This window comes from Pseudomonas putida W15Oct28, assembly GCF_000708715.2.
GTDB lineage: Bacteria > Pseudomonadota > Gammaproteobacteria > Pseudomonadales > Pseudomonadaceae > Aquipseudomonas > Aquipseudomonas putida_R.
On record NZ_JENB01000054.1, the window covers coordinates 1 to 14,531 of the forward strand.

6 protein-coding genes and 5 tRNA genes are annotated in these 14,531 nt (G+C 58.7%); 7 read left to right on the forward strand and 4 right to left on the reverse strand.

The window, feature by feature from the left end; translation table 11 throughout:
* Nucleotides 1-265 precede the first annotated feature (265 nt).
* From AK81_RS24705 to AK81_RS24725, 5 genes are all read left to right on the forward strand, one after another.
* A tRNA-Glu gene (locus AK81_RS24705) sits at nt 266-341 on the forward strand.
* Between the two features lie 4 nt (nt 342-345).
* A tRNA-Gly gene (locus tag AK81_RS24710) sits at nt 346-421 on the forward strand.
* A gap of 91 nt (nt 422-512) precedes the next feature.
* A tRNA-Glu gene (locus AK81_RS24715) sits at nt 513-588 on the forward strand.
* 3 nt (nt 589-591) lie between these two features.
* A tRNA-Gly gene (locus AK81_RS24720) sits at nt 592-667 on the forward strand.
* 86 nt (nt 668-753) lie between these two features.
* Nucleotides 754-829 (forward strand) — tRNA-Gly (locus tag AK81_RS24725).
* Between the two features lie 96 nt (nt 830-925).
* On the opposite strand, the gene AK81_RS24730 is transcribed toward AK81_RS24725, so the two are convergent.
* From AK81_RS24730 to AK81_RS24745, 4 genes are all read right to left on the reverse strand, one after another.
* Complete coding sequence (locus tag AK81_RS24730) at nt 926-2,008, reverse strand: fimbrial protein (RefSeq protein WP_043203460.1); 1,083 nt, start codon at nt 2,006-2,008, stop codon at nt 926-928.
* Between the two features lie 13 nt (nt 2,009-2,021).
* A complete protein-coding gene (locus tag AK81_RS24735) occupies nt 2,022-4,538 on the reverse strand; it encodes a fimbria/pilus outer membrane usher protein (RefSeq protein WP_275452978.1) in 2,517 nt (838 codons plus the stop codon).
* A 221-nt stretch (nt 4,539-4,759) separates the two neighbouring features.
* Entirely contained in the window at nt 4,760-9,850 is a 5,091-nt protein-coding gene (locus AK81_RS24740; RefSeq protein WP_050491943.1) for an RHS repeat domain-containing protein, read from the reverse strand.
* 1 nt (nt 9,851) lies between these two features.
* Entirely contained in the window at nt 9,852-10,439 is a 588-nt protein-coding gene (locus AK81_RS24745; protein ID WP_043203461.1) for a hypothetical protein, read from the reverse strand.
* A gap of 222 nt (nt 10,440-10,661) precedes the next feature.
* Here AK81_RS24745 and AK81_RS24750 point away from each other — a divergent pair, with 222 nt between their 5' ends.
* Together AK81_RS24750 and AK81_RS24755 are read left to right on the forward strand one after the other, a co-directional pair.
* Nucleotides 10,662-12,491, forward strand: coding sequence for a hypothetical protein (locus tag AK81_RS24750; RefSeq protein ID WP_154100843.1), 1,830 nt, complete (start codon nt 10,662-10,664; stop codon nt 12,489-12,491).
* 46 nt (nt 12,492-12,537) lie between these two features.
* Nucleotides 12,538-14,523 (forward strand): hypothetical protein, encoded by a 1,986-nt coding sequence (locus AK81_RS24755; protein ID WP_043203463.1) that lies wholly within the window; start codon nt 12,538-12,540, stop codon nt 14,521-14,523.
* Nucleotides 14,524-14,531: the final 8 nt, after the last annotated feature.

Genomic DNA, 14,531 nt, shown 5'->3' on the forward strand with positions numbered 1-14,531 from the left:
GGGTGTAATACACGCCTGAAGGGTAGCGATAACCCTGTGGGAGGGGGCAAGCCCGCGAAGAGGCCGCCACAGGAATGCTGCTCTCTGTATCGACACCCCGGCCCGCATCTGCACCCCAACCCACCCGGAAGTCATTGATTTAAATAAATTTCTACAAAGGGGTTGACGCACCTTCGAACCATCCATAGAATGCGCGCCACTTGCAGCGTAAAGCACACAGCGAAACGCGGCAGGGAGTGAAAGCAGGCAGTAATGCCAGCAGCGTGTCCCCTTCGTCTAGTGGCCTAGGACACCGCCCTTTCACGGCGGTAACAGGGGTTCGAGTCCCCTAGGGGACGCCATATTGCGGGAATAGCTCAGTTGGTAGAGCACGACCTTGCCAAGGTCGGGGTCGCGAGTTCGAGTCTCGTTTCCCGCTCCAGTTTCTCCGGCAACGCTTAACGGCGGGGCAGGAAAAGAAAATCCAGGGTGAATCGTGAGGTTCAAGTCTGGTGCACTGAAAAGTGTTGTGTGTCCCCTTCGTCTAGTGGCCTAGGACACCGCCCTTTCACGGCGGTAACAGGGGTTCGAGTCCCCTAGGGGACGCCATTTGCGGGAATAGCTCAGTTGGTAGAGCACGACCTTGCCAAGGTCGGGGTCGCGAGTTCGAGTCTCGTTTCCCGCTCCAGTTTAAATACTGTGGCGTCTATGCGGTACAGTGGTGGTGAAGGTCTTCATGGCGCTTCACGCCGATTGCGGTAAAAGCTTCAAAATGCGGGAATAGCTCAGTTGGTAGAGCACGACCTTGCCAAGGTCGGGGTCGCGAGTTCGAGTCTCGTTTCCCGCTCCAAACATGTAACGCAATAAGGGACCTTCGGGTCCCTTTTTGCGTTTATGTCGTTGTGCGGCCAAAAACGGGCCCGGGGCGGGTCCCCAGGCCGCCAGCTCAACGGTACTCGATGGTGAAGTTCAAGGCCCCCTTGGCTTCCCCTGCGATGACCACAGGTGCAGTCTGGTAATAACGTGCACGCAGGTCAAAGCGCATGGTGCCTGGGGTAACAGCAGCCATGTCGAGGAACTCTTCCAGTTTCAAGGGTGTGTTGTCACTGCGTAGCACCTGAATGCCGATACCGCTGGCAGATGAGTCAGTCGTCAGGCTGAAAAGGCCGAGGTCACGATCGATCGGCACCGAACCGTCCACACCGTCCAGGCGCATGAACGCACGGGCAACGCTGCCTGCCGGGTCGTCCTCGCAGTCGCTGAGGGTGATGAAGAAATCGACCGGGTTGGTGGTGGTGTGCTCCCCGGTGAACTCGGCGATGTCATGCCTGCCCAGTTGCACCGGGTTGGCACTGACCGCGTCGGCCTTCAGCGTGCACTGGGCTTGCATGACCTGGCCATTGATGGCCAGCCGAAGTGCGTCGCCCACGTCACTCATGGTTGCCCTGGCGACTTCCTGGCTGAATGATTGCGGCCCCGGGGGAATGGTGCCGGTCTTGATCAGCGCAATGTACTTGAGGCGCTGGATGTTCGTGGTCAGGTTATTGGGGGTCATCCTCTCGGTATGTTCGGCCAGGAAGGGTAGGGCGCCGATGCCATCGACCGCTTTGAAGTGGTTGTTCGCCGTGCCGTTCAGAAAACTGCCAAACTCCACATACAGGCCCACACCGGGGATGCTGGTCTGCAACACCTTGCCGTCCACATTATGGCCGTCGACTTGCAGGAATGTGCCAGGGGCCAGGGGCAATGGCGTGGTGACGTTGGCGGTCAACGTCCTGAGGCCGTCGCTGTCGCAGATCAGCCGGGCACCATCGGTCCCCGTCATGATCTGTGGGCCCCATGAGGCGATCTTGCTACCGACAGGGGCATCCCTGGCCACCCATGCTGCGGCAGGGAGGTTGTGGTTGAACAGCATCGGCCCGGGGGTCGATTCCCACCTGCACTCGTCGGCGGCCTGCACGGCGCCGGTCACCGACAGCATGCCCAGGAGGGTAGCGATGCTCAGGTTCATGGAAAATTTGCGAGGCATTCTGTGTTTCCTGTCATGGCGTTGTGCAGCGCAGGGTCTGCATGCGATAACCCTGGTCTTCCTGCATGGTTGAAGGGTCGATCGGCAGTTGGCACTGTTGCTGAGCCTGCTCGCCCCAGGTGGCCAGCAATGTCTGTGGATGTGCGTCGGTCGCCACCAGCGCCTGCCCGGCCTGGCCGACGATCGCCAGGTGTTCGCCTTGCTCGGTGCTAACCCGGGTGCCGAAGGGCAAAGGGCTGCCGTCGGGGTGTTGCAGGGTCAGGATCAGGCGGCTCACATGGCGCGCCTTGAACTTGGCCATGACCACTGCGCCCCGGCGCGGCACCACTTGGGTGGTGCCGTTTTCTATCTCCACGTCCGGCCCCAGTTCGTCGGTCTGCAGCGCAACCTGGTTTATCCGGTAGGGGCGCATGTGCGGGGCCAGCAAGTAACCACCGTCACTGGTTTTTGCGCCTGGCGCGTTGTCCACACCCACCCCGGCAACATCGGGTACGTGAACCAGCGCATTGGTGTCGCCGAGGTAAGAGCCGAGCACGATGCCGCCAGCGTGGGCAAGCAGAGCCCCGCTGGCGTTGACTGATACGTTGCGGTAGTTGCTACCCTCGGTGTAGCCGCCGCCGAGGTTTACCTTCGATGTCTGGTAGCCTGCCGAAATGGCCGCCGAGGTGCGCTGTTGTTCATCGTTGGCCAGCGATGCCTGGTAGCTCAACCGGTTGTCCTGCGAGCCGCCATTGAGGCTGGCACGTTCACTGAAGTGGCCGTTATTTTCCTGTACGTCGAAGCTGGCAGTGCTGGATGCGCCCAGGTCCAGCGGAACGGTGACGCCCAGGCCGATGATCCGGTCGTTGCGCCCGTCGTTGTCCAGCGACTGCGAGGCATACAGGTTGATGCTGACGCGGCGATATTGCGTATTGAACTGAAACTGGTACTGGCGCCGCTGCAGGCTGGTGTTCCAGTAATCATCCTGGGAAAAGGTCAGGCTCAGCGAGCTGCTGCCGAAGTTCTGGTAGACCGAGCTTTCCAGGCGGCTGCGGCGGTTGCCCCGGTAGCTGCTCGAAGCATTGCGCTGCTGCACGGCCTCCTCGAACTCGCGGTAGCCTTCGGTGGAGTAGCGGTAGCCGGCAAAGCGCAGGCTGGTCCCGGTCTGGAACGATTTACCGTAACGCACGGAATAACTTTGCCCTTGCACCTGGCCCTGTTCGCCCAAGTCTGTGCGGGCTTGGGTTGCATCGAGCGACACCGCGCCAAGTTCGCCGAAATCCTTCGCGGCCCCCAGGGTGGCGGCATTGTAGTACTCGCTGCCCAGCAAACCACCGTACAGGGTAGTGCTCCAGGCGCCGCCGCGCGCCAGGGTGGCTTGCCACAGGGCCGGGTCGTCCAGGTCATCGGCGCCGTCGTAGCGGCCAGCGGCGATGTTGTAGCGCCATACCCCGTCACGCAACAGGTTGCTCAGTGTGGAATAGGGCTGGATGAACCGGCGCACCTGGCCGTCCGCCTCGGTCAGGACGATTTCCAGGTCACCGCTGCTGCCGCCGATGCCCAGGTCGTTGATTTCATAGGGGCCTGGAGCCACGTAGGTCGAGTAGATCGGATAGCCGTTCTGCAGCACCTCGAGTTTGGCGCGGGTTTGCGCTACGCCACGGATCACCGGGGCATAGCTCTGCATCACATCGGGTAGCATGTCCATATCGGTTGCCAGCTGGACGCCTTTGAAGGGCACGCTGCGAAACACGTCGCCATTGGTGAAGGTTTCGCCCACGGTTGCAGTGCCCCATTTGCCTGGCAGGTCATGTTGGGCGTAGGTATTGATGTGGGTCCAGCTGCGTTCCTGCTGGCCGTCGTCGCGCCAGCTCTGGCTGCTGCGCAGGCGCCAGCCGGCAATGTTCAGCCCGCTGTTCAGGTACAGGTCCTGGCTGCTGCGCGTAGGGCCGGCATTGCCGCTGTAATGTTGCGCCGAGGCCTGGTAGTTGACGAAGGCGGCGGTGATGCCAGCATCCCAGCGCTCTGGCGCGACGCTGCCGGCAACATCACGGCGCAGGGCGATCTGTGGAATCGACAGCGCCAGTTGCAACTTGCCCGGGTCCAGTTCGAAGGCGGCATGGGGTATCAGGTCGGGCAGGTTGACGCATTGGTCTTCGCTGGGCAGTGGCGTGTCCAGTGCCTCTTCGCGCAGGCCAAGCTCGCGCAGCAGCGCAGCGGTCAAGCAAGGCTCCAACCCTTTACCGTCGGTGCGTTCACGAAAATCGATTTCACGGCGGCCCGCCGCAGCTAGGTTGACCAGCACTTCGACCTGATAACGCCCCGGGGCCAAGGATGTTTGCGCGGCCAGCGAGCGCAGCGCCGAGGCGCTTGCGTCAGTCGACTGCCCGGGCGCAACACGCATGAAGTTCGGGTTGAATTGCAGCAGTTGCTCATCGGCGAGTGCGGCGGGCGCGGCAATTAACAGCAATAGGCCGCAACGGGTTGCTCGCCACTCAAGGGATGAGCGGATATTCGCCAATAATTGCCAGCGCAGGTAAGCATTTTGCATGGATGGGCACCTTTTACGCGCCGCTTGTAAACAAGAGCGTGGGGCTTTAGCCCATCTCTGGAGGTATCGATTTGTCAGCGGCAAATTTGACGCGACAATACGCCTAGCACAGGAACTCCGATGTAGGAAAAATCGTATTCGAGTATGGAAAACCCTACAAAGATACTTCGTGCAATCGGGATGTGGCGGTCCGTCATGGACCGCCTTCGGTTTCTGCCCTGTTAAAGTCCAGGTGGCCGGAAGTCTGGATGGGACACACCTTCGGTAAAACTCACCTTGCCGTTCACTATTTTGCGACCCCACCCTGCAATCCCTGCTGCGGGCGTAAATTCAGCCGAGGGTGAAGGGGGCGTAACTGTTACTATTGAAGTTTCAGTGATAACGGTATCATTGTTAAAGATTACAGCTGGAGCGTTTTTGTCGGGTTTGAATATAGGGTTTCTTATGTTTTCTCTATCGCCTCTCAATGGAATCGAATCCAGGCTGTCCAGTTCAGAAAACTTTGTCTTCCCGTTGCCGGTTGTGAACTTGCGGACGTAGTTGTTGAATCGACGGCTCGGTAAATTGGAAGTTGGGCCGAAGATGGAGGGCGGCTGAGTTAGATCAACGCCTTTTGAAACAGCGCCAATCACATCGTCCGTTTGTGTTGCAACACTGCGAGTTGCCACTTCACTGGTCACTGTTTTAACCGTCATGAAGCGGCTCATGGCCATGATCCCCAAGGTACTCACTGCACTGGCGATGCCCAGCCAGAATGCCCAGTTATTGGCTTTCTCATCACCGTTTGCCGCTGCAACGGCTGACGCGGCCGTGGAGGCAATGTCCAGGCCAAAGCTGGTGGCACCGGCGGCGAATGCAAGGGTAAAGCCTACGGGTGGCATAAATATCAGGCTGACCACCACAAATACTGCACCCAGGACCACGCCCAGCCAGGATCGCCAATCACTCTTCGGCTTGGGCGCGGGTGTAGGCGGAATGTAAGGCAGTTCCATGCTGTACCGTTCACCAACGTGCCCGCTTGGGTCACGCCAGTTCACCGGGTTGCCGCCGCAATAGCTGTATGGGTTGATGCCTGCAGCTTCCGGGTACAGTTCGTCCGGGCTGTGGAAGCGCATCAGTACAGGGTTGTAGGCGCGGTAGCCACGCCCCAGCAGGTACCAGCCAAGGGCTCGCTCGCGGGCTTCGCCATTGAAGCCGAGCAAACCTTGCAGGTTGCTGTCGGCGAGGGTTTCGCCGTAAGCATTGTAATTGGCCTGCTTGAGCGCGCTGCCATCGCTTTCGCCGATCACGCTGCCGACATGGTCGGTCAGCAGCAGCCGGGTGCCGCTGGCAGTACCCGATTGCTGCAGCCCCGCCGGCTGGTCTGCGGCGTACAGGTACTGGGTCAGCAACCCGTTTTCCATGGTGCTGCTCAGGCGATAGCCCTGATAGCGGCGCTGCACTTCACTGGCGTTGCCTTGCGTCGAACCGACCAGATCGCCGTGGCCGTCGTAACGGTAGCTGTGCAATAACTGCGAGTCATCGGCACTGCGTACCTCCACCAGGCGCCCGGTAGCGTCATAGTGCAAGCGATTGCCCTGTTCATCGTTCAGCAGATTGCCGTCGTCGTCATGGCTGAAGGCTTGTCTGGCGGGGTAATCCGGCTGCAACGTATGGGTGGCCTCGCGCAGCAGGAAGCCTTCGTAGCTGTAGGTGGCCACGTCCATGCTGCCGTCGGCGAAGTCGGTGAAACACTCGGTCAGGTTGTTCAGCTCGTCGTAGATGAAGAACTGGCTGACGATTGGCCGGCCCTGGGCATTGCATGGCAGCTCGGAACCTTCGAAGCGGTGATGCTCCAGGCGGTCCAGCACGTCGTAGTCGAAGCCCTCATGCAATACTTCGCTGCCGTCTCGGCTCAGGGTGCGGCTATACAGCTGGTCGTCCGAACGCCAAGCCAGTTCCAGCGCATGGGTAAGCGTGGTGCCGTCGGTACGCGTCAGGGTCTGGGTGCGTGATGTTTGCCTGCCCAGGTCATCGTAGTACTGCTTGCACACTAACTGCTGCTGATTGGCAGCGTCCTCGGTCTGGGTGCTGTGCAGTCGCCCTGCCGAGTCATAACCGAAGGTCGCCAGCAAGTCGCCCTGGCTTGTCGTTTCCAGCCTGCCCAGCGTGTCATAGGTATGCGAAACGCTTTCGCCGTCGCTGGTGGTGAAGCGCAATGGCAGGCCTTGCAGGGAGTGGCTGTAGTCGCAGCTGTAGTGCTCGCCGGTGATGCTGTCGTCCCATACCGCCTGTTCCAGATAGCCTTGGTCGGTGTAGAGGTAGCTGCGGGTACCCTGCGTATTGGTGGCATCGTTGATTGCCGCCGTCAGCGGATGGTAGTCAAAGGTGGCTTGGTGAGGGGCATCCGCATTGACCGACGTGGCGATGCTGATGCTCTTGGGCTGTGCTGACAGGCTTGCCTGGTAAGCATAGGTAAAGGTGCGATTGCTGGCTGTTGTACGGGTGTGCGGCAGTAAGGTGTTCTCGACGTAGGTGTACGCTTCAAGCCTGGCGCCCATCTTCAATGACTTGAGACGAGAGACGCCGTCGAAATCGCGGTCACACACAACCTGATCGTTGCTGCTGTTGCGTGGCCGGATCTGCAGTCGTTCGGTCAGCTCACCGCCGCTGTGCAGGGCAAAGTCACGCAGCACAGCCGATTTGTCTGGCTGCTCGGTCTGGGTGATCCGCCCCTGTGGGTCGAATTGGTAGCGTGAGGTGCGGCGCGAGGTACGGGAAGTACTGTTGGGCTTCTCGATGTAGCGCGCTTCGTCCGTGCAGTGGCCAAGGCCGTCATAATCAAGGACCCGACGTCCCAGTATCTGGCCATCGGTACCAACCCTGAAGCGCCGGGCCGGCTTGCCGAAGTTGTTGGTTTCGGTGACGGAGTGCTGCTGCCGCTCGCCAGGCCGATCCGGGGTTTCCATCCACTCGGTGACCTGGTCACCGTCCGCCCCGAAGGGGGTTCGCTCGCGGTGCAGGGTGACGCCATCTGCCTGGGTGGTTTTGCACAGCTCGCCCCAGGCGTCGTAATCGAAGCTTGAGGCCAGTTCGATGACCTTTTCCGCAGCTTGGGCGCTGGTCTGGTAGTAATCGTATAGGGTCAGGCCCCGCAGCTGACCCAGCCCGTCGTACCGGCTTTCACTGACCAGTCTCTTCGAGCGCGCCTGTGCACGCCCTGCAAGCGCCGCGGTTTCCCGCTCTTCCTGCACCGGCCGGTTGCAGCCATCCAGGGTCACGATCGACATCACGCCGGTACTTTCGGTTACCCACTGCGTCGCCTTTTCACCCGTAGCGGCGACCAGGTTGTAGCCATGCACAGTGCGGGTTTCGTCAGGCGTGCCCGGTGCAACCGTTTCTTCGGTTACCCGGCCAAGAACGTCGTAGGTGATACGCACGGCATTGCCCGTGCCGTCCTGGCGATAGGTCTGCTGCCCGTCAAGCGCCGATGCGGCCTCGCTGGTGCTCATCTGTTCCAGATCGAAGCCAGACACGGTGGTGTCGCGCCAATGCTCCAGCCCCCATTTGTCATCCCGTACCTTCCGGTAGCGCCAGCGGGTGCGGGTGGTGCGGCTTTCGATGGCTTTGCGCAGAGGGTTCGCCAGATCATTGCCGTAGCGCGTTGTGGCCTGGTGGTCGGGCCGGCCGTGCAGGTAGGCATCGTCAGGTGTTTTCAGGTACTCGCGCTCGACCAATTGCAGCAGCTGTTCCGATTCATTGGCATGGTCGGCATCGATAACCTGCAACTGCCTTTCTTCACTTACCGCCAGCCACGGGTTCGTTACGCCGGCCAGCGGCAGACAGGCTTTGTAGCTCAGGCGCGTGCGCATGACCGGCGCATCGCCTTGCAGGTCTACGGGGTAAACGGTTGAGCACTTGAGGTTGCGCCTGAAGTTTTCCGGGTCAGGCGGGCAAGTACCGTCCTCACCCGTCTCGCCCTGCTCGTGGTAATACGCATAGCGGGTACGTATGCCGGTAGGTTGCACTTCCTCGATCAGATTGCCCGCATCGTCGTACAGGGTGGTGACTTGCTCGACACGCTGTTTGAAGGGGTCACTGCGCAGTGTCCAGCGTTTGGTGATGACATGCGGCAGCTGGAAGTACGGCGGTTGCTCATCAAAGGGGGTATCTGGCTGTTCGTGGTACTGGGTGAGGGTTTCTTCGACATGGCCATCTTGTTCCAGTGCCTGGCGCACCAGCAAGTGATGACGATTGTAGGTCTGGGTGCGTGTACGGACCTCGGTATCGCCATCCCAGAAGTGCGCGGTCACGCTGTATTGATAGCGGGGTTGGGCGCGGTAGAGGTTGTCCTCACCGTTGTCCTGCCAGGTGATCCCGCTGTTGTAACCAACGAAGTTGCGGTCTAGCCATTGTTGGTTATCGGAGTCGAAGTGTTTATAGGTATAGGTCGTCTTGAGGGGTGGCTGGCCGGCACCCGGGTAGACGGTGTGGGTGGTGACACGGGGCAAGGCTGCGCGCTGGCCATTGGTAGGCAGTACGTGCCCTTCGTCCTCGTAGGCAACGTGTTCTTCTGCACCGGCGGGCGTCCACACCTTTCTCACGCAAAGCAGGTTGCGTTCTGTGCCGTATTCGATACGCCAGTTCGCCCCTTCTTCGCTGGGCAGGATGATTTTGTTCAGCTCGCGGTTGAGCATCTGCAGCGTATACCGTGCGTGGTACAGCTTGCCTTCAGCGGGATTGGGGTGCAGGTCGATGGTCACTCCACCCGTGGAGTAGGTGAGTTTCAGCAACTCCTGAGCCTGGCTGTCAGCATCGCGATAACTGAGGGTTTCCAGGTAGCCTGTACTGGGGCCGTAGCCAAGCTCAACCTTGTGGCCGGATGGCGAATAGACTTCGGTAGGCAGGTATACCGGATAGGTACCTGCCTGCTTGGTCAACACCTCCACCAAGCCGGACTTGTGCACAATGCGGTAACAATCCTTGCCTTCCAGGGTGTCATCGTGGAAGTGAAACGTATCCAGTTTCTTTTCCCGAATACCCGGCTGCGCGCCGCTGCCGGTCACCTTGAATGTCTCCCCGCTGTGCAGTGTCAGCATATGCGTGCCAGGCACATACTGGGTGAGGGACAGTTCCCAGCCCTTGCCGAAACCGGAATCCTGATCGTTCAATGGGTTGAAGGCCAGGCGCAACGGCAGTTGCGGCCCGATGAGATCATTGCCGGCCAATGCTGGCAATGCGATTGCCAACGTGTATTGCCCCGTACGCGGGTCAACGCCGTTCTGCAGGAAACTTTGAAAGTTGGCAGCGTTGGAGTGAATGACACTGGACATATCACTTGCTCCCGGGGGTGGCGCCGGCCGAAGTTTTGATCTCTATGCAGCTAAGGCTGCCTTGAGCAATGACCCCTTTGAAATCGACCACTTTGAACCCAATGCTCCGTGCATTCGAGTCGCTACCGAGGTTGGTAATGTAACCGCGATAATCGGTTATTTTGTCCAGGCCGAGTTTTTCCAGCGACGAGCGAGGGCGAGTGGTTTCCAGTTCAATCCAGTTACTGTCGCTCTCCTTACTGCAATTTTGTTGAGTGGCCTTTTTGTCGGATAGCAGAAAGGTGGTCGCCGCCGGGGCATTGCGGACGCGTATTGAGTGAGGTTGGAAGATTTTACCCTCTTCACCTTTGCAGTCTTCGGCCTCCTTGGGATAGAACCTGAATGTGGTATCGCTGCCTGCCCGAGGCACAACTGCTGAGCAACTAAGCTCGGTATTGTTGTCAACTGTCTGATAAAGCGTCAGTACACTTTCCGGGTCTTGGGTCGCCTGTGCGCCCAGCGGTAAAAGACAGCCAATCAATACGCCAAGTGCAATATGACGGCCGCAATGGGCGGTGCGGAAGTGTGGCATGGGGGTCGCGATTTTCATAAGCCGGCCTCTGAAATCTGTAGTAACGCAGGGCGCAATATGCCTGCCGCGTCGAAACAGCTTAAGTGCAAATCCAATAAGTACGCACCTGGCAGATTTATCAGGTCGCCGCCGCTCGCCGGGTGGCTGGCAAGCGGCGGCGACCTGTTATTTCTACCAGTAGGCAGTGGCTGGCAATCGCAGTAGAACTATTGCCATCAACGCCCGACCAGGAGCAGGCGAATGGCCCCCCGAAACAGACATAGCGAAGCGCAGGCATCGGATACATTGATTCATGATCCGCTTCCCGAGATCCCACTTAGAAACCAACACGGCGAAATCGACGTTGACGCCCTGCAAGGTCAAGACTTGCAAGTGCTGATTAAAAAACCTGACCTGCAATATGGCGAGGAGGTCTTTTTGATCTGGCGGGGCGTGGGCGCAGATGGCACGCCTTTCGATGAGCTGGGTGCAGCGGCCGAAGTCCCGATAGATTACGACCCTGTTATCGGGCTTGATCTGGCAGTCAGAAACCCGATGGTCGAGCCTTTCAAGGATGGTTGGGCCTATTGCTCTTACAAGATCAATGACGGAAACGAGTCGACCCCAGACTCCCTGCGTCTGTTCTGCTACCTGGGTTTGCGTGATCGCACCGGGCAGCCGGAAACGCTGGCTGTAGCGCAAGGCCGCGAGTCCCATGATCGGGTGATCAACTGGACCGAGCTTGAAACCGAAGGTGTGTTGCTGCAGGCCCCGCCATACCAGGCCATGCAGCTGGGCGACCGCGTCGAACTGGTGATCCGCCGTTTCAACAAAGATGGCGTGGAGCAATCGGCGGCGAGCGAGTTCCATGTTGTAACCGAGCAAAATTTTGGCTTGCCATTGCTGTGGCCTGTGCGCAAAGCCACCTTCACGCCCATTCGCGACGGCCGGGCCGAGATCCATTACCAGGTCGAGCTCGACGGTAGCCCCCTCGAGTCACCCGTACAAGTGTTCGACATCACAACAGCCCCCAGCACCACGGACCTGCTCCCCTTGCCAGGCGTCGATGGCTACACAGGCGACCCGCTTGACCCAGGCAGGCACCCCAGAGGCATTACGGTGCGCGTGCCTGCCTATGCCGATATGCAGGCCGGCGATTTCGTCATGGTGCAGTGGCAGGAAGCCGGTAGCCCTGACACCTTGTTGAGAACCGCGCGCATGGACGCCAGCAGCCTGGATGCCTCGGAAATGGTGTTCAGGATCGGCCCGGAGGTATTGCGGACCGGGGACAACAAGGTGTTCTACCAATATGCCCGCGCCGGCCAGGCCTTGACGTCCGAAACCTTGATTGTGGCGGTGGCGGCGCAGCGCAACCTTGTTGCCCCCGTTGTGGACAGGGCTACTACAGACGGCCCGGACAAACAGGTGCTCAACGCCCTCAACGCCATTCAGGGCGCATATGTGAACGTTCCGGACTTTGATCTGCGCCCGGGTGAGCGAATCGAAGTTCACTGGGCGGGTTACCCCAAAGGTGGCCAGCAGGTTGTCATCGAGCCAGAGCTGGGTGCGGGGCGGCGCTACAAAGTCAATCCTGGCGTCGTAGCGGCCAATATGCATGAAGCCGGGGACGTCGAAGGCAGGCGCTTCCCGGTGTTCTACAGAATTGTCGACGACCAGGGCGATCCGGTCGCCGAGTCGGCGCCTGTCAACCTGCGGATCCTTCCGCTGGCACCGAACCCTACGCTGACTTGCGCACAAGCGGACGCAAACGGCGATCTCAAAAACACCAGATTGGCACCCAATGGCGCACTGCTGTTGATCACTGGCGCAGGGCTGTGGTCGTTCGCCGCGCCAGGGCAGTTGCTCACCATTCGTATCGATGACCTGGCGACCGGCGTGCTGCGAAACAAGGTGGCTATCACCCCCGCGGAATTCACAAGCGCAAGGGTCGAGCAGTGGTTGTCTAGGACTGTGTACGGGCAGATGACCGACAACAAGCAGTACACGGTAATCGGCGAAGTCAGTTACGACCTGGGGGACAGCTGGCACCGGCTACCCACTTTAAGTTTGACACCGCGTAAAACTCAATAACACCGAAATGAACAAGCCCACAAAGCCTGTATCAAGGAGCACGGATATGAATAAAGCCATCTTTCCTCAAGCACTATCACTCGAAGAATATCTTAGAAAGATGAGTGAAAAACCCTGGACATTCGGATGGGATGCGCTGGTGGTTTTCGATCGGTCCAAAACCAATGTCCTGCTGATGCAGGAGTACATCGACAGGCTCGGCACCGACAAAAGCTTTCCCGTTTTCGAGGATTCCGAAATTGACGTGGCTGAAGGGATCAAGCACGCCTTGCTCGGCTTGACTGTGGATAAACCGCGGCTGTCCTTTGAAACAGCATCCATCGCGTTGTCCAAGGCCAGCGTGACCATGCGTATGGTCGGCGGTAAGCAAATGCAATTTAATGAATCCATTCACGATGGTAAGCCGGTAAAGGTGGTTACCCGGTTGTCCACCCTCAATGCGGTTGTAGGGCCCTCATTGATTTTTGATTCAAAGCTGGCGACGGCGGCGGGCAGTGTCGGTGAAGACGGCGCGGTGGTGTTGGAACTGTTCATGGACGAGAACGGCGATGGCCAACCTGACATCGTGTATCGTTTTACCGGCGTGGAGACCGAGTTTGAGCGGCTGAAACTCGGCGCTCACCTGGGCCAGCTGATGGGTAAATGGGGCCCCGAGTTGACACGGTTGAAACTCAGTGAACTGAGAGATACCGAAGATGCCGTGATGCATCCAGAGCGTTTCGGTATACGTACTCATGCGGCGCCAGGTGCCCAAGTGCGCGGTGCACAGAGCTACGGCGACGGGGCTGTGGTGCTGTTCGTTGCCATGAAAGATAGCCCGAACGGTACCTACCCGGCTGATGATGCAGACATGCTGTACATGTTGCCGGCCTCAAGTGAAAACTTTTCCAGCAATTTGATCCTGGCTCAAAACCTTATTTGGAATAAGGTGATTTTGCCTGCAATCAGTGATGTGGATTGGGTGAAGGATGCGCGCTTCGCAGACCGCGAGATCCCGGGTTCACGTCATCGGCAACTGGTGGCAACGGCGGGTGAAATTGGGGCTGAAATTTATATTGATTATCCGATGCGTCGATATGATTTGCCGCAATTTGAGTTTAAGTATAATGGTGACAAGCCCATGCGCTTTTATGTTGCCAATGATGTGTTGAAGTTTGAATTTAAGCCGGACCCGCTTTTCGTTAGGTCCACCTTTTCACAAAAAGCTAATAGCGTTGACGATCCGTGGTATCACAGGTATGCCATCATCAAGATTGAAGTACGTATTGAGCTGGATTTCCGTTTCGTGGTTGAAATGGAAAATGATAAGCCAATAATTAAGTTGGTTTTCGAGAAGGAAGTTGCTTACAGTAACTGGGAGATTTCCGAAACTAATATAGAAGATGAGAATGGGCGGGAGTGGGTTCGGACTCACCTGAGAGTTTGGAGCGATTGGTTGAAGGGGCCGGTGGATAAAGTCGTGGCTCCACTTAGAACGCTTGGTGCTACCCTGGATGCGTTCCGGCTGAATAATCTGTTGTTCAGGGGCGATAATGTTGTCACACCCGACACTCTCAATCTGCCGGGTGACCTGACGGTGCTTGGTCATTTGTCACCAGAGCGTACCGATCTGGTTATTGAGCCGGTCGAAGTTGTCGTTGCCGGCGGCGGTACTCTGCAGTTCAAGGCTTCATTGTTGGGTGATACCAGCTGGACTGTCGCCAACGTTGATGGCGATGGGGGCTTACCGGGCACCATTGATCCCTTCACCGGATTGTACAAGGCACCCAGCGCCGAGTCGTTGCGCGAATCGGGTTTCCGCCGTGTAGTCGTCACTGCCAAGCGCGGCGACAAGGTCAGCAAAGCCATGGTCAGCCTGGTTGAAAGCAGTGTTTCGGTCTATCCCTCGGTAGTGGTGGTCGCGCTGGGCGGCACGCACTCCCTGGTAGCGGGCGAAGTGGATGGCGCGGCGCTGACCTGGGCCATCAAGGACGAGATCCTGGGCTCGATTGCGCCGGATCCGGATAAAGACCCGACGATGCAGGATGGCTAGAAGTTTAC

Coding starts and splice junctions, on each gene's coding strand:
- AK81_RS24730 (WP_043203460.1), bottom strand. CDS start 2,008: ATGCCTCGCAAATTTTCCATGAACCTGAGCATCGCTACCCTCCTGGGC.
- AK81_RS24740 (WP_050491943.1), bottom strand. CDS start 9,850: ATGTCCAGTGTCATTCACTCCAACGCTGCCAACTTTCAAAGTTTCCTG.
- AK81_RS24755 (WP_043203463.1), top strand. CDS start 12,538: ATGAATAAAGCCATCTTTCCTCAAGCACTATCACTCGAAGAATATCTT.
- AK81_RS24750 (WP_154100843.1), top strand. CDS start 10,662: ATGGCCCCCCGAAACAGACATAGCGAAGCGCAGGCATCGGATACATTG.
- AK81_RS24735 (WP_275452978.1), bottom strand. CDS start 4,538: ATGCAAAATGCTTACCTGCGCTGGCAATTATTGGCGAATATCCGCTCA.
- AK81_RS24745 (WP_043203461.1), bottom strand. CDS start 10,439: ATGAAAATCGCGACCCCCATGCCACACTTCCGCACCGCCCATTGCGGC.